This is a genomic window from Synechococcus sp. R8-2 (genome assembly GCF_047461715.1).
GTDB lineage: Bacteria > Cyanobacteriota > Cyanobacteriia > Thermostichales > Thermostichaceae > Thermostichus.
This window is the reverse complement of record NZ_JANSHQ010000281.1, coordinates 1-17,374: the sequence shown is the minus strand read 5'-3', so window position 1 is coordinate 17,374 and position 17,374 is coordinate 1. Positions and strand designations below refer to the sequence as shown.

14 protein-coding genes are annotated in these 17,374 nt (G+C 56.1%); 10 read left to right on the top strand and 4 right to left on the bottom strand.

Annotated elements, in window-relative coordinates; translation table 11 throughout:
* Nucleotides 1-104: 104 nt before the first annotated feature.
* Both NW819_RS07415 and NW819_RS07410 read right to left on the bottom strand, forming a co-directional pair.
* Nucleotides 105-800: a TPM domain-containing protein gene (locus NW819_RS07415; RefSeq protein ID WP_414398793.1), complete on the bottom strand. Its 696-nt coding sequence runs from the start codon at nucleotides 798-800 to the stop codon at nucleotides 105-107.
* Between the two features lie 260 nt (nucleotides 801-1,060).
* Nucleotides 1,061-2,164, bottom strand: coding sequence for an FAD-binding oxidoreductase (locus NW819_RS07410; protein ID WP_414413362.1), 1,104 nt, complete (start codon nucleotides 2,162-2,164; stop codon nucleotides 1,061-1,063).
* A gap of 536 nt (nucleotides 2,165-2,700) precedes the next feature.
* Between NW819_RS07410 and NW819_RS07405 the strand changes: the two genes are divergently transcribed.
* The 3 genes from NW819_RS07405 (at nucleotide 2,701) to NW819_RS07395 (ending at nucleotide 6,219) form a co-directional block, all read left to right on the top strand.
* Complete coding sequence (locus tag NW819_RS07405; protein WP_414413361.1) at nucleotides 2,701-3,705, top strand: cytochrome c oxidase subunit II; 1,005 nt, start codon at nucleotides 2,701-2,703, stop codon at nucleotides 3,703-3,705.
* 77 nt (nucleotides 3,706-3,782) lie between these two features.
* A complete protein-coding gene (ctaD, locus tag NW819_RS07400; protein ID WP_414413360.1) occupies nucleotides 3,783-5,489 on the top strand; it encodes a cytochrome c oxidase subunit I in 1,707 nt (568 codons plus the stop codon).
* A 118-nt stretch (nucleotides 5,490-5,607) separates the two neighbouring features.
* Nucleotides 5,608-6,219, top strand: a complete 612-nt coding sequence (locus NW819_RS07395; RefSeq protein ID WP_414341934.1) for a cytochrome c oxidase subunit 3 — start codon at nucleotides 5,608-5,610, stop codon at nucleotides 6,217-6,219.
* Here NW819_RS07395 and holA read toward each other — a convergent pair.
* Entirely contained in the window at nucleotides 6,207-7,199 is a 993-nt protein-coding gene (gene holA / locus NW819_RS07390) for a DNA polymerase III subunit delta (RefSeq protein ID WP_414413359.1), read from the bottom strand. The two genes, NW819_RS07395 and holA, sit on opposite strands and share 13 nt — an antisense overlap.
* A gap of 942 nt (nucleotides 7,200-8,141) precedes the next feature.
* Here holA and NW819_RS07385 point away from each other — a divergent pair.
* The 5 genes from NW819_RS07385 to ispD all read left to right on the top strand — a co-directional run bounded on the left by NW819_RS07385 (nucleotide 8,142) and on the right by ispD (nucleotide 14,047).
* Nucleotides 8,142-9,557, top strand: coding sequence for an IctB family putative bicarbonate transporter (locus NW819_RS07385; protein ID WP_414413358.1), 1,416 nt, complete (start codon nucleotides 8,142-8,144; stop codon nucleotides 9,555-9,557).
* Between the two features lie 151 nt (nucleotides 9,558-9,708).
* A complete protein-coding gene (locus tag NW819_RS07380) occupies nucleotides 9,709-10,047 on the top strand; it encodes a P-II family nitrogen regulator (RefSeq protein WP_011430352.1) in 339 nt (112 codons plus the stop codon).
* Between the two features lie 154 nt (nucleotides 10,048-10,201).
* A complete protein-coding gene (locus tag NW819_RS07375) occupies nucleotides 10,202-11,614 on the top strand; it encodes an ammonium transporter (RefSeq protein WP_414413357.1) in 1,413 nt (470 codons plus the stop codon).
* Nucleotides 11,615-11,928: 314 nt separating this feature from the next.
* On the top strand, nucleotides 11,929-13,299 hold the full coding sequence (locus NW819_RS07370; protein WP_240527655.1) for an ammonium transporter: 1,371 nt from the start codon (nucleotides 11,929-11,931) through the stop codon (nucleotides 13,297-13,299).
* Between the two features lie 40 nt (nucleotides 13,300-13,339).
* On the top strand, nucleotides 13,340-14,047 hold the full coding sequence (gene ispD, locus NW819_RS07365; RefSeq protein ID WP_414413363.1) for a 2-C-methyl-D-erythritol 4-phosphate cytidylyltransferase: 708 nt from the start codon (nucleotides 13,340-13,342) through the stop codon (nucleotides 14,045-14,047).
* Between the two features lie 40 nt (nucleotides 14,048-14,087).
* On the opposite strand, the gene NW819_RS07360 is transcribed toward ispD, so the two are convergent.
* Complete coding sequence (locus NW819_RS07360) at nucleotides 14,088-15,284, bottom strand: hypothetical protein (protein ID WP_414413356.1); 1,197 nt, start codon at nucleotides 15,282-15,284, stop codon at nucleotides 14,088-14,090.
* Between the two features lie 367 nt (nucleotides 15,285-15,651).
* Between NW819_RS07360 and cobM the strand changes: the two genes are divergently transcribed.
* Both cobM and NW819_RS07350 read left to right on the top strand, forming a co-directional pair.
* Nucleotides 15,652-16,452, top strand: coding sequence for a precorrin-4 C(11)-methyltransferase (gene cobM / locus NW819_RS07355; protein WP_011434250.1), 801 nt, complete (start codon nucleotides 15,652-15,654; stop codon nucleotides 16,450-16,452).
* Between the two features lie 188 nt (nucleotides 16,453-16,640).
* The coding region (locus NW819_RS07350; RefSeq protein WP_414413355.1) for a hypothetical protein at nucleotides 16,641-17,374 on the top strand (734 nt) is incomplete at its 3' end.

Genomic DNA, 17,374 nt, shown 5'->3' with positions numbered 1-17,374 from the left:
TACCAACTGAGCTACATCAGCAATTTCTGCTCACCGATTCTAGCATTTGTCCCCTGCGAACTGGGGCTCGCAGGGAAGGACGCCCAGCCGACTTCACGAGTCAGCTACTGCTGATCCACTGCCGGGCGAGCAATGGGAGCTAGGTAGATCACCAAAGCCCCTGCCAGAAACCCCAAGACGTTGCGCAACACCGGGATCCAATCCTGAGTGCGTGTGACCACCGGCCCGATACCGAAGGCCCCGAACAGAATGAACCACAGGGGAGAAATGAGCAAGGCCCAACGCCAGTTAAACAGCTCCTCCGCATGGCGGGGCTTGCCGGCAAACCCGAAGACAATCCCGCCCAAAATCGAGGTCACCAGCGTTAGGATCCACTGCTCCTGAGGCAGGCCGGGCACCACGCGGCAGCCTCCCTGATGAAAGCAGCGATCCAAAACATCCACGGTCTCCAGGATGGCGCGGTGGGTGCCGTGCTCCCGCACGTAGAATTGATTGCCAAAGCGAGATTGCAGCTCAATCCAAAAGGTACGTGGCAAGATCTCGCGCACAGCATCCCCTACATTAAACGCCAGCAAGTTGCCCCCCCTGGGATCCGCCACCATCAGAACGCTGCGCTCATTCAAGCCCCAGTACTCTTTCACCTGACGGCCTGGAGTTTGATCAAACTGAGTCAGCACCCGCAGCTTCCAGCCGGTGTCTTGCTCTAACTTGTTCAGATGCTGGGCCAGTTGAGCTTCCTGATTGCTGGTCAACTGATCCGCTAAGTCCAAGACCGGCACAGGCGGCTGGGGCAACTCCATCGGCACCACCGGCAGGGCAGGTTGCGCCCAGGTCAGGGATCCCCCGCCCACCGCAATCAACAGCCCAAGGCAAAAGCCCACTCCAACGCGGAGTATCCGCTGCCACTCGATGCTCATGCTGATCCCTCTCCTAGCTTTGACGCTGAGATACTGAGAAATGATGTTAAGAAATGTTTCAATTTCTTATAGATCTATCATGCACCGGAACAAGACGTTTGGCCAGAGGGATCCCGGGGAAGGAGCGGTGACAGGGGCAGTGCCTATATCAAGCTGGGGCTGAAGGTGCCGGCAGGGTCAAATTGCTGCTTCAGCTTGCGCATTAGGCTGGCAACCGGGCCAAAGTCATGGGCAAGAGCCTTCTTCAGAGCCGGCGGCGCCTCCAGAAGCAGGAGAAATCCGCCCGCAGACTTGAGGTAGCGCTGCAGTTGCATCAGGGATCCCACTTCTGGCTGAACCAGCCAAGCCCGCCCTAGCCCACAGCCTCGGTGCAGTTGCACCTGAGCCCCAGGGAATAGGGTTTGAAACTGCTCCAATGTTGCCAGGCTCTGATTGGGCAGGCACCCGAACTTGGCCAGCACCGCCCCTGAGCCGGGTTGAGGCAGGGGCAGAGAGTCGGGATTCACTTCCTGCAAAGTCAGCCCTGCAGGGGCCAGCCGCCGCGTTTGGGCCATCTGCTGGGCAATCGCCCGCTCCGAGCCGTGAAAGCTGAGCCAAACTTGGGATCCCTCTGCCCTTAGCCAGAGATCCACCCCCACAGGGTTAACCGGGCCGGTCAGCACCTGCCGACACAAAACCTCCAGCTCCGGCAGGGATCCTGTAGCCAGCAAAGTAGACTGAGCTGCCGGCAAGGGGTAAAGCCGTAGGCTCACCTGGGTCAAAATTCCTAGGCTGCCCAAGGATCCGGTGAACAGCTTCATCAGGTCATAGCCAGCAACATTCTTGACAACCCGCCCGCCCGCTTTGGCCACTTCCCCATCCGCCCGCACCCAGGCTATGCCCAGCAGCAAGTCGCGGATCCCGCCGTAACGCCAGCGCAGAGAACCCGTATCGGCAGTGGCGATAATGCCCCCCAGGGTAGCCCGCTCCGGATAGAGGGGATCCACCGGCCACCATTGCCCCCGCTCGGCCAAGATGTGTTGCAGTTCCGCCAAAGTCATGCCAGCTTCCACCGTGACGGTGAGATCAGCAGCCGCATGGTCGATGAGCCGGCGTAAGCCACGTGTGCTGAGAACCAGATCCACCGGCTCCACAGAGTGGGCCCAGCCCCACTTGCTCCCCTGCCCCAGCGGCAGCACTTTCCGCCCTTGGCACTCCTTTAAGATTCCGGCCAATTCCGAGACCGTTGATGGAGTCTGGATCGGCAAGGGATCCCCTGGATCAGATAGCAAGGTCGCCAGTGAATGGGGAGAAGACATTGGGGAAAGCGAAGCAGAGATTAAACAGAAGCAGAGATTAAAGAGAGAAAACCTGTCCAAACCAGCCCAATTGCGGGGTTATCCCACCCTACCTCAGTCTACAGCCAGCAAAAATCTCAGCTTCGAGAGATGACCCTCAACCAGAGCCAGCCTTCAATGTGGTACCGCCCTTACACAGGTCTGCCGAAAATCTCGGAACCAAAGCTCCGCCTCGTCACTGCTCACCCTGAAAGATCCTGAAGAGATCCATAAGCCTGCAGGGTTTCTCTCTCCCGCAGACTACTATCTGATACTAGTGGAGAAGCCGTGCGCAGCGAAGCAGACTCTACAATCGGAAAACTTTGTAAACTCCATAAACAATGCAAACAAAAATAAAAAACGGCAACAGTAAAAAACGACGGATTAAGTTGAGCAAGGTAGTTTGCAGACGCTGTGAGCAGATTATCTGCTAGGATGGACGCTCTTTGTATTGGGGAAAAGCAGTCGTGAGTGCGATTAGCAACATCATCTTGGTGGGTATGGGGATCCTCCTGACCCTTGCCAGCCTTTGGTACGGGCAAAACCACCATCTGCTTCCCGAATCTGCTGCCGAATCAGCCCCCTTGTTCGACAGCCTCTTTAACAGCACCATAACCATTGCCACAGGGATCTTTTTGGTGGTACAGGGTGTACTTCTCTACTGTATTGTCCGCTACCGCAAGCGGCGAGGCGACAAAGGCGACGGGGATCCCAGCCACGGCAATGTGCTGCTGGAGATCGTGTGGACGGCGGTGCCGGCGGTGATCATTCTTTGGTTGGGCTTGGCCAGCTTGGATGTTTACCAGGCCATCTACGGGGGTGCTGATGTCGGCGGGCACATCCACGCAGCCATGGCGATGGAGTCTTCCCACGAAGCTGAGGCGGGGGATCCCGGCTACGCTTATACCCCTGTAGTGCTACCCGGGAAGGAAATGGGCCAGCCGGATCTGGTCGTCCAAGTTCAGGGCATGCAATATGCTTGGATGTTCACCTACCCGGATTCCGGCCTGGTGGCCAGCGAGCTGCACCTTCCTCTAAACAAGCGGGTGCGCTTGGATATGACGGCTCTGGATGTGAACCATGCCTTCTGGGTGCCGCAGTTTCGCCTCAAGCAGGATGTGATCCCGGGCCGAGAGACCCACCTGGAGTTTGTGCCTACCCAACTGGGGCAGTACCCCATTGTCTGCGCAGAGCTGTGCGGCCCCTATCATGGGGTGATGGCAGGGCAATTGTTTGTGGATACGCCGGAAGACTTCGAGCGCTGGCAGCAGGAGCAAGTTTTGGCCGCCCGTGGCGAGGGCAGCACCTTGGCCCTCGTTTCAGATTTCTCGCCAGTCCATCCCTCTCCTCGGCCAGGCTCCCCTGAGGCCGAGTCTGCCTTTGCCCATGTCCACCACCAGCGTTTGGGCGTCTCCCCCTCAGATTTGAAGTCTCTCCAGTCCCATTCTGGATCCCTTCCTTCCGCAGGCTAGCTGGGATCCCTGACGCCCCTTTGGCCTGCGCTTGTGGGAACAACATTCTGCCGACGCGACACGGGAGCTTTTTGGCAATGACCCAGCTACAAGACAATCCGAGACTTGTTACTGCACCGAAGGTTGAACTTGAACTTCCTGCTGAGCCTTGGTGGCGCTTCTTTACCTTCTCCACCGATCACAAGGTCATCGGGATCCAGTACTTGGTGACCACCTTTTTCTTCTACTTGGTGGGAGGGGCGCTGGCGACGGCAGTAAGGGCAGAGCTGGCTACCCCGGAGGCGGACTTTCTCGGCTTTGAGCGGTACAACGGCGCCTTTACCCTGCACGCCACGATCATGATCTTTTTGTGGATCGTGCCTGCTTTGGTGGGGGGCTTTGGCAACTACCTGGTACCGCTGATGATCGGGGCGCGGGATATGGCCTTCCCCAAGCTGAATGCAGTGGCCTTTTGGCTGGTTCCGCCCACAGGGATCCTGCTTTTGGCCAGCCTGTTCATAGAGGCTCCGGCTGCCGGCTGGACTTCCTACCCCCCTCTCAGCTTGATCAGCGGCAAAGTGGGCGAAGAACTCTGGATCCTGAGCATTTTGCTGGCAGGAACCTCCTCCATCCTGGCGGCGGTTAACTTCATCACCACCATCCTGAAGATGCGCATGCCCGGCATGAAGATGGAAGACATGCCGCTGTTTTGCTGGGCCATGCTGGCAGCGTCTATTCTTACCCTCATTGCAACACCGGTTCTGGCCGGTGCATTGATTTTGCTTAGCTTTGACCTGTTGGCGGGTACGGCCTTTTTCAACCCCAGCGGCGGCGGGGATCCGGTGGTCTACCAGCACATGTTCTGGTTCTACTCCCACCCGGCGGTGTACATCATGATCTTGCCGGTCTTTGGCATGATCTCCGAGATTTTGCCGGTGCATGCCCGCAAGCCCATCTTTGCCTACAAGGCCATCGCCTACTCCAGCTTGGCCATCTGCTTTTTGGGGTTGATCGTCTGGGCTCACCACATGTTCACCAGTGGCACCCCTGACTGGATGCGGGTGTTCTTCATGATCGCCACCATGGCCATTGCCGTTCCCACTGGGATCAAGGTGTTTAGCTGGCTGGCCACTTTGTGGGGCGGCAAGATCCACTTCCGCTCGGCCATGCTGTTTGGCATGGGTTTTGTCTCGATGTTTGTGATCGGCGGCTTGGGCGGGATTATCCTCGCCTCGGTGCCTCTGGATATCCACGTTCACGACACCTACTTTGTGGTGGCCCACCTACACTACGTGTTGTTTGGCGGCAGCGTCTTTGGAATCTATGCCGGCATCTACCACTGGTTCCCCAAGATGACGGGGCGGCTGCTGAACGAGTTTTGGGGGCGGGTGCACTTTGTGTTGACCTTTGTCGGCCTTAACATGTGCTTCTTGCCGATGCACAAGCTGGGCCTGATGGGGATGCCCCGCCGGGTGGCCCAGTACGATCCCCAATTTGCCGACCTCAACTGGATCAGCTCGGTGGGGGCCTTTGTTCTGGCCATTTCCACCCTGCCCTTTTTGGTTAACGCCATCTACTCCTGGGTGGCCGGGCCAAAAGCTGGGGATAATCCTTGGCAGGCCCTGACACTGGAGTGGACAACTTCTTCTCCCCCGCCCCATCACAACTTTTATGGGGATCCCATTCTGCTAACTGGCCCCTACGACTACGGCTTGCACAGCAAAGAGACGCTGGACTACTTTGCTGCTCAGTTGCAGAGCTTGCGGGAGCTGGCGCTGGCAGAAGCGGAGCCTACTTCTTCTTAGCAGGCCGGATGCCCGGTGGGCGGCTGATCCCCTGCTCACTGGGTATTCCAGTCTTGGCTGGGCTGCTTGTACAGCCTCAAGAAGTCTCAGGAATTCAGGAATTTAGGTGGAAAGGAATATGCAAGGATCCCTTGCCTCTGAAACGCTGATGGTTGGCCACTCAAGGGCCCACACTGCCCATGCTGAGCACCCGGATCATCGCGTCTTTGGCATCTTGATGTTTTTGGTGGCAGAAGGCTGCCTATTTTTGGGGCTGTTCATGGCCTACCTGGCCTATAGCCTCACCGCCCCGGTGTGGCCGCCGGAGGGAACCCCAGAGCGGGAATTGCTTTTGCCTGGGATCAACACGGTGATTTTGCTCTCCAGCAGCTTCGTCATTCACAAAGCTGGGTCGGCCATCAAGGCCGATGATGTCAGGGGTCTGCGGCTGTGGTTTGCCCTCACAGCGCTGATGGGGGCGGTTTTCCTGGCAGGGCAACTCTATGAGTACAGCAACCTGGAGTTTGGCCTCACCACCAATTTGTTTGCCAGCACCTTCTATGTTTTAACGGGGTTTCATGGTCTTCACGTGCTGGCAGGGTTGCTGTTTATTCTGGCGGTGCTCTGGCGCTCCTTTAAACCCGGCCACTACAGCGCTCAACATCATTTTGGCGTCGAAGCTGCTGAGATCTACTGGCACTTTGTGGATGGGGTTTGGGTTGTGCTGTTTATTCTGCTCTACTTGCTCTGAGCTCGGCCTTCACCCAATATAGCCACGATTTGGATCAGCGCTTCTTGAAAGGCATCTCGTTCCGGCTGTCCTTGCTTGAGGTTGTATTCCAATTGCAAAAGCTGCTGCATTGCTTTCAGTAAAGCTGTGGTCTTCAGGGATCCCACCTCTTTTTGCAGAAAGTAAACCCGGTTGGGATTCCCGATTTCTGCTTTCTGGGCGATGACTTTGGGATCCCGTTCTCCCTGATCCAGCAGCAGCCGCACCCATAGCCAGGTGCGAAATTGGCCTACCAACACCGCCAGAATCCTCAGGGCCGGCTCGTTGTGATCCAGCAGATGGGTCAAGATGCGTAGGGCTTGTTCCAGATTCCCTTTGCGCAGGGATCCCGCCAATTGAAAGCTGTTGTAGGCGCTGGCGGGAACTAACGCCTCGACTTGTTCAGGAGAAATGGGATCCTGTTGACCTGCCGTAAACAGGGCCAGCTTTTCCAATTCCATCGCCAAGCGACGGGAGTCATTGCCCACCGCCTCGGCCAATTTCTGGGCGGCTGCCGGGCTGAGGGCCAGATTCCGTTGTTGGGCTTCCCGCTGCACCTGCTGGAGAATGCCCTCTTCATCCCAAGGGGCCAGTTGCGAAAACTCGCGGACAATGGCCGTTTTTTTGAGGATTTTGGTGGATTTCAGGCGCCCATCCGGTTTGCTGCTGGTGGTCAAGAGCAGATGGGTGGTAGGGGGTAACTGGGCCAAGGTTCGCTCCACTTCTTCCCACAGATCTTCCGGGCAATGTTGGGTGAGTGTTGTCTCTTCCAGCCAAACCAAGCGGGCGGTGGATCCCAGCGGCGGGGTCATGGCTTGGTTGAGCCCGGCAATCGTGGATTCCGGCGGCAGGCGATCGTAGTTAAAAGCAGCCCAGTGGGGATCCAGCACTTGGTCGCGCAACTGCTGCACCGCCTGCATCAGGCGATAGGTGTCATCTCCCCAGTACAGGTAAACGGGCACGCTTCGACCGAGTGATTTACGAGATGCTTTTCCCCTACTTCCTCCATTTTGCGTAGGTCAGTTCCCCTTGTCTAAGCGGTTTGGCTGGGATCCCTGCTCAACTTGGTGGAGGGAGTCAGTCCAAGTGAAGATACCGAGCCCAGCTTGACTCAAGTTGTTTAAGAATAGGTCAAGTACTCGCCCTGTCTGGCGAAAACAAAGGCATCTTTACATAACTTTCATAATCCAGAAGTCTCCGCAGCTCAAAAAGTTCTGTATTCCCACTGAAGAGGTTTCGTAGACCTTCTCCTACAGTTGAATTAGGAGCAGAGACTGCAGGGTTAAAGATTATGGATGGCATTGGCGAGTTTGAGTTTAAGGTGCAAATCTTAGCCCGTTGCATGGGATCCGCCCTGGGTCTGGGCCGTCCTACTCGTATTCAGATTCACTATTCCAACTCCAATTCCCAGAACGCAGTTAGAGCCAAGGAAGGTTGGTCTGGATCCCGCTTAGGCGATCAAATCCCTTCTCCTAATGCCGAAGGTGAAAGAGGATCTCAAGGTCAAGTGTTAGCCTGTGTTGCCTGAAGAATCTTTTGAGAATCGGTCTGTGGTAGGTCAGGAGATCTTCGATTGCGGCAATCCAACATTTGATTGAAGATTGAGATAGAGCTTTTTGTAGTTTTTCCTGCTGTTCTTCTTTGCTTTTTACAGAGACTTGTTCTTAAGATTGAAAACCCAACTTTGATAACTCTTCGATGCCTTTTGTCTTGTAGAGTCTTGTGAGTCAGCCGGTTCTTTGTTTTTGTTGAGGGGTACTTTGTCCGGCTGGCGCGATAAGAGGTTGCGCTCTTCTTCGTTGTCTCCTTGCCTCTGGGGATATAAGCTAGAACTTCGTCCCACCGACGCAATCGGAAGGTGACTTGGGGCGTATGAACTTGTGCCCAACAGGCTCCGGAGGGTTATGGAACGAGCAACGCAACGGTGGCACGGTTTTCTGCTGCGCGATTTTCCCATCAAGGCTTGGTGGCAGGGAAGCCTTTTGGGTCGTCTATTGGGATCCCTGCAAAGTTGGGGGAAGAGCAGCATATTGGTTCAAACTTCCGACCGGATTGGCCTGGGGCTAGTGCTGCTCTACTGGATTTTCTCTGCACAAAGCTCCACCGGCATCCTGGGCCTGATTTTGCTGGCTATGGCTGCTCTGGTGGGCCTGTGCGCTTTGGTGGAAATGCCGATTGGGCTGCCGCTGCATCTGCCCCTGGTCCTTTTCTGGGGAATTGCCACCTTGGCAACGATTCTCTCTCCGGTTGCCTACGCAGCACGGGATGGCTGGCTGAAGTTGACTCTCTACCTGGCTGGTTATCTGTTGTTGCATCGTCTGCTGCGCAAACCCCAATTCCGAGATGGGATCGTTGGATCCCTGCTTTTGGTCAGCTTGGTGATGGGGATCCATGGCCTGCGGCAATACTTATATGGGGCAGCGGAACTGGCCACCTGGGTGGATCCGGAGTCGGGTTTGGCGGGTCTGACGCGGGTGTACAGCTATCTGCGCAATCCAAATCTGTATGGGGGCTACTTGATCCCGGTCATTCCTCTGGGGCTGGCCGCCACTTGGATTTGGCCCAGTTGGGGAGCGAAACTCCTGGCCGGGTTTACGACGGCGGTGAACCTGATTTGCCTGTTGCTCACCTACAGTCGTGGCGCCTGGATTGGGGGGCTGGCCATGCTCACCCTGATGGTCGTGCTGTTGGCACAGTGGCATTCTGTCGATTTGCCAGCCCGCTGGCGGCGTTGGGCCTTGCCGGCCCTGTTGGGCGGAGGGGGGGCTGCTCTGTTGCTCGGGATCCTGACGGTACGCTCCCTGCGGCTGCGGGTGCAGAGCCTTTTTTGGGGGCGGTTGGATACCAGCAACAACTTTCGCCTCAATGTCTGGGCGGCGGTGCTGGAGATGATCCGCGACTTTCCCATCTTGGGGATCGGCCCCGGTAATGTTGCCTTTAACCGCGTCTATCCCCTCTACCAACGAGGCAACTTCAGCGCCCTTGGAGCCTATTCAGTGCCGCTGCAGCTCACCGTAGAGACTGGCTTCATCGGCTCCTTAACTTTCGCCTGGTTCCTCTTGGTGCTCTGGGATCACGGCTGGAGATGCTGGAAAACTTTGCTCAACTTGCGGGATCCCCAGGGTCTGTGGGTGGCAGCGGGCTTGGCCGCTTGCACCGGCATGATGGTCCACGGCTTGGTGGATACCATCTGGTATCGTCCACAGGTACAAATGCTGTGGTGGCTTGCGGTAGCGCTCATTACAGCCAGCTTGGCCTCTCTTAGCCCTCAGCCGCCCGTGGATGTTGGTGAGACCCCATCGGAGGCTTCCTCCCGTTAGGGTAGCTTAAGCTTGACCTTCCAGTCTTGACGGGAGCCAACCCAGAGTGGTAAGCATCTTCAGTAGGAGATAAAAAATGTATCTGTTTTTACAATTCACAGGTGTTGGTAGTGTTAGAAATTAGCGGAACTGTTCAGGGTGCAGGAGGCAGATGAAAAAAATCGAGGCCGTGATCCGGCCATTTAAGTTGGATGAGGTCAAAATTGCTTTGGTCAATGCCGGGATTGTCGGCATGACCGTAAGTGAAGTACGGGGTTTTGGCCGGCAAAAGGGACAAACCGAGCGTTACCGGGGATCCGAGTACACGGTAGAGTTCCTACAAAAGCTGAAAGTGGAGATCGTGGTCGAAGATGACCTGGTGGATACGGTGGTGGAGAAGCTGATTGCAGCGGCTCGCACCGGCGAAATTGGGGACGGCAAGATTTTCATCAGCCCCGTCGAAAAAACCATCCGCATCCGCACTGGCGAACTCAACCAAGATGCCCTATGAGAAGGGATCACGTTCAGGGTTTGGGTTGCCCGGCCTGAGCCTCGTGTGAGTTTGCTTCATGTCTCTTTTGCTGTATATCTGATGAGGTGTTCTTGCCCTACTTTTCGGGTAATGTGTTGCGAGAAGTACTGTCACTTTAGGTGAGTCGAAAAGCATGAGTACGACAATGATCCAAAACCTCAAGAGCCAGGTGCCCCAGTGGCTTTGGCGACCGGCCAAGTGGAGTCTGACTGCCGCTCTAATGGCTGCGCTGGTTTTTCTATTCGGCCAGGGAACTGCCTTTGCTCAAGAGGCCGAGGAAGTTCAGAAACACGCTGACGTTGTTTGGACGATCGTGGCAGCAGCCTTGGTGTTCTTCATGCAGGCGGGGTTCGCCATGGTAGAGACGGGCTTTACCCGCGCCAAGAACGCCGCCAACATCATGATGAAGAACTTGATGGACTTCTGCATGGGCTGTTGCGCCTTCTGGTTCATCGGGTTTGGCCTCATGTTCGGCAAAAGTGCTGGCTTCTTCGGCACTGACTGGTTTGCTTTTGGCTGGCAGCAGGCTTACGAGGCAGATGGCTGGCCCTTTACTTTCTTTGTCTTCCAGATGGTGTTTGCCGCCACTGCCGCCACCATTGTTTCCGGAGCCATGGCAGAGCGCACCAAGTTCTTGGCCTACTTGATCTACTCCATCGTTATTTCTGGGCTAATCTACCCCATCTCTGGGGGTTGGGCCTGGAACGGGCTGTTCGGCGACTACAACGGCGGCACAGCCGGCTGGCTGGAAAATCTGGGCTACATCGACTACGCCGGGTCGGGGGTGGTGCATTTGGTAGGGGGCGCTGCGGCCTTGGCAGGTGCGATCGCGCTTGGCCCTCGCATTGGCAAGTACGGCCCTAATGGAGAACCGCGGGCTATTCCCGGCCACAACCTGCCGCTGGGGATGTTGGGGGTGTTTATCCTCGCCTTGGGCTGGATCGGGTTTAATGCCGGTTCCACCACTGCAGCCTCTGTCGATATTGGCTGGATTGCCATGAATACGCTGCTGGCAGCTTCGGCTGGAGCAATTGGGGCGATGTTCACCTCTTGGGTTCATTTTGGCAAGCCGGATATGACCTTTGCCGCCAACGGTGTCCTGGCCGGCTTGGTGGGGATCACTGCCCCTTGCGATAGCGTCCATCCTTTGGGTGCTCTGATCATCGGCTCGGTGGCCGGGATTCTGGTGGTGATTTCGGTGGTGATCCTGGATACGGTGCTGAAAATTGATGACCCGGTGGGCGCGATTTCGGTACACGGCACCTGTGGTATCTGGGGGGTGTTGGCAGCAGGGATCCCCTTCTTTGCCAATGCCAACTATGCTGAAGAGGTCACCTGGGCCCAATTTGGGGTACAAGTGGTGGGCGCTCTGGCCTACTTCCTCTGGCCCTTTATTACCTGCTTGATCCTGTTCTTTATCCTCAAGGCTGTAACCGGCCTGCGCACCAGCGCCGAGGAAGAGATCGCCGGTTTGGATGTGGGCGAGCATGGCAACGTGGCCTACCCCGACTTCGTTACTGCTGCCACCGATTCGGAGCAATCTTGAGCCGTTGTGCTCGGTCTGACCTGGGGTTGCCGGATCGGAGCATTGCTGAACTGAGCATCAAATGAGCATCAAAAGGGAGGGTCAGGGCTGGCCCTCTCTTTTATGGCTTGCTGATGTATTTGGTGGCATTGGTGTAGGTGGTTACGGGTAGGAGGGGAGAAATAGCTCAAAATCGAGGTGTGGGACTTGGAATCGAGATGAAAAGTCAGATAGGTGAGACTGTTTTCTCTCGTCTTCGGCAGGGGATCCTTTTGGGTTTGAGGACAGGGGGGAAAGTCCTGCTGGGGGTTGGAGCTTTGCTGGGGTTGGGAAGTTTGGTTGCCCCGCCTGCTCTGGCCCAGACGGATCTCACGGCTCTGGAACAGGCTCTCCCACCCGAGGCTTGGGCTGAGCTACAAACCTTACTGAAAACTCAGCAATACCATGCCGACATCGTCTGGACAACGGTGGCCGGGGCGCTGGTGTTTTTCATGCAGGCGGGCTTTGCCATGGTGGAGGCGGGCTTCACGCGGGCTAAAAATGCTACCAACATTGTCCTGAAGAACCTGATGGACTTCTGCTTCGGGGCCTGCGCTTTTTGGTTTTTGGGGTTTGGGCTGATGTTCGGATCCCATGTGGCCGGTTTTTTGGGCACCAACTGGTTTTTTTTCAACTGGCAACAGGGAGCTGAAGCCGGCAGTCAAAACGATGCTTGGCCTTTCACGTTCTTCTGTTTCCAACTGGTGTTTGCCGCCACCGCTGCCACCATTGTCTCCGGGGCAATGGCGGAACGCACCCGCTTTTTGGCTTATTTGATTTACTCCATCGTCATCTCTGGGGCGATCTACCCGATTTCCGGGGGCTGGGCCTGGAATGGCCTGTTTGCCGACTACAACGGTGGTACAGCCGGCTGGCTGGAAAACCTGGGCTACATTGACTTTGCCGGGTCGGGGGTGGTGCACTTGGTGGGTGGGGCTGCAGCTTTTGCGGGAACTTTGGTGTTGGGGCCGCGCTTGGGCAAGTATGGTCCCAATGGGGAGCCGCGGGCTATTCCCGGGCATAGCTTACCCTTGGGCATGTTGGGGGCGTTGATCCTGTGGCTGGGCTGGATTGGCTTTAATGCCGGCTCTACAACGGCAGCGATTCCTGATATTGGCTGGATTGCTTTCAATACCTATTTGGCCGGGGCGGCAGGAGCCATCGGCGCTCTCTGTACTTCCTGGGCCATTTTTACCAAGCCGGACATGACGTTTGCAGCCAATGGGACACTGGCGGGGCTGGTGGGCATTACTGCTCCTTGCAACACTGTTCATCCTTTGGGGGCAATCCTTATCGGCTCGGTGGCCGGGGTGTTGGTGGTGTTGTCGGTGCTGTTTATCGAGGGCACCTTGAAGGTGGATGACCCGGTGGGGGCGGTGTCGGTACATGGGGTGTGCGGCGCTTGGGGGGTCATTGCTGCAGGGATCCCGTGGTTTGCCCATGCGGAAGCGGGGGTGACTTGGGCGGTGTTGCCGGTACAGATTCTGGGGGTTATTGCCCTGGGAGGATGGTCTTTTATCTGTTGTCTGGCTTTGTTTTTGATTTTGAAGGGCACCATCGGTCTGCGCGTCTCGGCAGAAGAAGAGTTGGCCGGCTTGGATATTGGCGAGCACGGCAACATTGCCTACCCTGACTTTGTCACTGCTTCGGGAGAGTTGGAAGGTTGAGCAGTACACTGGGATCCGGTTGGATGCACTTTTGGATCCCATGCACCTTCTGATCCCGGCGGCTGGCAGCGGCAAGCGAATGGGGGCTGCGGTCAACAAGCTGTTGCTGCCGCTCTTGGGTCAGCCGATTTTGGCTTGGACGTTGCAGGCTGCGGATCGAGCCAGCTCCATCGAGTGGATCGGCATTCTCTCCCAACCCGGCGATTGGCCGGCCATCGAGCAGATCCTGGCGGCAATGGATCTGTCCACGCCGGTGCAGCTTTTACAAGGGGGGGCGACGCGGCAGGAGTCGGTTTACAGGGGGGTTGAGTATCTCTATAACCTGGGAACAGTAGAGCGGGTGTTGATCCACGATGGGGCCCGCTGCCTAGCTACCCCTAAGTTGTTCGATCGCTGTAGTGCTGCTTTGCAGCAGGTGGATGGTCTCATCGCGGGGATCCCTGTCAAGGACACGATTAAAGTCGCTGAGGCAGGCCCAAAAGGGATCCAAATTCGGTCAACCCCAGAACGCAGCCGGCTGTGGGCAGCGCAAACGCCGCAGGGGTTTCGCCTGTCGATGCTATGGCAAGCCCATCGGGAGGCTCTGGCCCAGGGTTGGCAGGTAACCGATGATGCAGCCCTATTCGAGAAGCTGGGTTGGCCAGTCTACATCGTCGAAGGGGAGGAATCCAATCTGAAGCTAACCACCCCCCTGGATGTGTTGCTGGCCGCACAAATCTTGCAGCAGCGTCTCGGACCAGCGCGTTAGCTCAATTCAATCCCGGTAGGGCCAGTCTCAACCTTGGGAATTAAAAGTAGGGAGGAAGAAATCTAGGTTCACTAAGAGCACTTTGATCACCCCATCTCTTGTGGTCCGTTGGAAATGAAAATGATAAGTCTGGCTGTTTAGAATCTAATGCACCCAAGACACCTGAAACCAAGCAAAAGATGAGATTAATGCACTTTTCACTTTCTTCATAAACTTGCCGTTCTGAGAACCGAACTACAACCCAGCCTCTATCCGCTAGATAAGCATCACGCTTACTTTGCTTAGGATCATTCACAGTATGGGCTGGCCTACACAGATTACCTTCAAGAAACCATGGCTCATCAATTTCAATGTCAATGAGTAAAACGAGTGATCTTTTTCCATCTCTAGATACCTGCATTGCGATATCAGGGGTATAGCACCGGACACTAGACTGCTCTATGCTAACAGCTGACCTCTCTGGAAGCAGAGTAACTTTAAAGCTATCTCTCTCTAGACTTTCCAATTGTCTCATCAAAGCATTTCGAAGGAAGTTATCAAATCTTCCGCAGCGAGCATCAGAAACTGTATCAGGATACTGGACCCTTTGATTAGCAATAAGCTCCATAGCCTGATCTCGGTGTTCTCTTTCAATGGCTTCGCACTCTGCTTCCCACTGCCGTAGAGCTTCCTGATATTTCTCCCAATGCCTTCTTCTGATGGACGTACACTCTTCCTGCCACCGGCGCAGGTCGGTCTCTTGGTACCTCCTCAGGTTTTCTTCATGGATTTTTTTTAGATCTTCGCGCTCTGCTTCCCACTGCCGGAGGGCCTCTTGATGTTCTCTCAATCTTTCTTGGTAAGCTTGTATAAGAGCTTCACATTCTGCTTCCCACCGTCGCAGAACTTTCTCATATTTCTGTTGATGAACTCTCCGGATCTCTTCACATCTTACTTGCCACAAACAAACCTCTTCGTAATATTTATTCAGTTTTTCCTGGTGGGCTTGTTCAAGGGCTTTGCATTCCGCTTCCCAGCAACGCAGAGCTTCTTCATGTTTCCATATTTTTTCTGCTCTTTCTCTCTCATATTTTTCTTTTCGCTTCTCGTATGTCCATGATTCGTAGAGAAAACGTGCTAGCGCTGCAATACCGACAATACCTGCTAAAACAACCAATTCTGGAGCCTCCGCAATAATCAAGGTAATGAGCACAGCAACACCAGCACCAGTTGCCCATGCCGATTGCAGCTTGCCCATCAAAGGCTGGGGTAGCTCGGGTAGATTTGGCCTAACAGGGCGTTCCGGCATTCGAGGTAGTTCAGGTTCCGTTGGGCGCTCCGGCATCTGTGGCGGCTCCGGCTCCAGCGGACGGGCAGGCATCTGTGGCGGCTCAGGCTCCGGCGGGCAAGGTGGGAGATCTGGCCCCCTCAAGAGGAGAGCAATCGGCTGGGGTAAAACAACGTAGGGATAATAGTCTTCCCGAACGTACCTTAAGATGGGATGCGAGTGCCTGTCGTGATCTTGCATGCTTGAGCCTCCAGATAAGTTCCCTTGGAATCCAGTTTGAAAAGACTTTGGAAAAGGGATCTTCAAAGAGGCCCTTGAAGGGGTAGGAAGCAAGCAAATGCGCGAACCGACGTCGTGGCCTGTCTACATTGTCGGGGCTGGCCCCGGGGATCCGGAGCTGATTACCCTGCGGGGGCAAAGACTGCTGGCGGAAGCCGATGTAGTGTTCTACACAGGTTCTTTGGTGCCAGAGGGAGTGCTGGCCCATTGTCGCCCTGGGGTTGAGGCCATTGACACCCGCTCCTTCACGCTGGAAACGCTGCTGCCGCAAATTGTGGAACGGGTCAAGGCGGGGCGGCGGGTGGTGCGGCTGCAGGATGGGGATCCCTGCCTTTACGGCGCTCTGCACGAGCTGCTGATCCGGCTGGCGGAGGCAGGGATCCCTTTTGAGATCGTGCCGGGAGTAAGCGCCTTTCAATTGGCAGCCGCCCGTTTGCAGGTGGAGTTGACCATACCCAAGTTGGTACAGACGATTATCCTCACCCGCGCCAGCGGTCGCACCCAGGTACCGGAAGCAGAAGCCCTGGCCAGTCTGGCAGCCCACCGCGCCTCTTTGTGTCTATATCTGAGCGCCCGCCACGTAGAACAAGCGCAGGCAGATCTGCTGGCTCACTACCCCGCCGATACCCCGGTTGCCGTTTGTTATCGCTTGGGTTGGCCGGACGAACAGATCTGGCTGGGATCCCTGGCCGAGATGGCCGCCCTCACCCGGCAAGCCGGCTTAGAACGCACAGTGCTCTATCTCGTCAGCCCTGCCTTGAAAGGCTTGTCAAGCTCCAGATCTGCCCGCTCGCGGCTCTACAGCCCTGACCACACCCACCTCTTCCGTCCCAGAATGGGCCGGCAGCCCCGTTTGTAACAGGCTCTTTCAGTATATTGACGGACTCCGGCAGATTGAGCACAATGAGGCAGCAAGATGAGGTCAGAGGCCTTGACTTCTGGCGAGGGGGTACTCGTTTTTGCCGAGAGAAGTGGATCCCTCTTGGATTGGAGTTGTTACAAGACCATTTTTTCACTCTCTAACTTAACTTTGCGAACTCTAACTTTATGGCTGGCTCATCTGCTGCTCGCAGCGTGGAAACCCTGATCAAGGCTCTGCAGAAGGCCCTGGCCCCCCTGCCAACCCGTTCGGCCCTGAAGCAAGATGTCCTTTACCTCATGGTGGATCTCCCACGGCAGGGGATGTTTAGCCGCTCTATGGTGTTGCATCGAGTTGCCAGCCAATTGGGGGGCTTGCCTGTGCAGGGAGTTAGCCAACTGGTGGTGTACGGTCGGCTTCAGGGGGAAACACAGCCGCAGTGGAAAAAAGTCTTCTACTTGTCCTCTGGGGAAAGCAGTGCCGATGCCACGCAGATTGTATTACCGGGCACCAAGATTTCTGAGATCAAGGTGCTGGAGGCCCAAAAACCTGTTGTGGATCCCGACCACAACTCCGATTTTCGCAAAGTTAAAACTCTGGGGGCACCGGTTCCCAAAATTCAGAAAGAGCGCTGGCCAGAAGCGGCTCCAAGCCAGGCCTCGGTTGGCCATGCCCCTTCCCAAGACGGGATCCCGACCCCTCTGCCTACAACTGCTCGCCCCAGTTCTCCTATCGACGTTCTGGCCAACTTTCCGACACTTGATCAATGGTTGCACAGGCCTGCTCTAAGGCCCTTCTTGGGGGGAGCTCTGGCTTTGTCTCTCCTGCTGGGGGCTGGGTTGGTGGTGCGCTCTTTTGGGCAAGCCGATGTTCCTGCCCGAGCCAGATCGCTGGGGCTGGGGATCCCGCTGTTGATCTTGGC

What these genes read in the sequence shown, in the direction of transcription:
- NW819_RS07415 (WP_414398793.1), bottom strand. Translation starts at nt 800, where the DNA reads ATGGAGTTGCCCCAGCCGCCTGTGCCGGTCTTGGACTTAGCGGATCAG.
- ctaD (WP_414413360.1), top strand. Translation starts at nt 3,783, where the DNA reads ATGACCCAGCTACAAGACAATCCGAGACTTGTTACTGCACCGAAGGTT.
- NW819_RS07395 (WP_414341934.1), top strand. Translation starts at nt 5,608, where the DNA reads ATGCAAGGATCCCTTGCCTCTGAAACGCTGATGGTTGGCCACTCAAGG.
- NW819_RS07385 (WP_414413358.1), top strand. Translation starts at nt 8,142, where the DNA reads ATGGAACGAGCAACGCAACGGTGGCACGGTTTTCTGCTGCGCGATTTT.
- NW819_RS07380 (WP_011430352.1), top strand. Translation starts at nt 9,709, where the DNA reads ATGAAAAAAATCGAGGCCGTGATCCGGCCATTTAAGTTGGATGAGGTC.
- NW819_RS07375 (WP_414413357.1), top strand. Translation starts at nt 10,202, where the DNA reads ATGAGTACGACAATGATCCAAAACCTCAAGAGCCAGGTGCCCCAGTGG.
- ispD (WP_414413363.1), top strand. Translation starts at nt 13,340, where the DNA reads ATGCACCTTCTGATCCCGGCGGCTGGCAGCGGCAAGCGAATGGGGGCT.
- NW819_RS07360 (WP_414413356.1), bottom strand. Translation starts at nt 15,284, where the DNA reads ATGGGCAAGCTGCAATCGGCATGGGCAACTGGTGCTGGTGTTGCTGTG.
- cobM (WP_011434250.1), top strand. Translation starts at nt 15,652, where the DNA reads ATGCGCGAACCGACGTCGTGGCCTGTCTACATTGTCGGGGCTGGCCCC.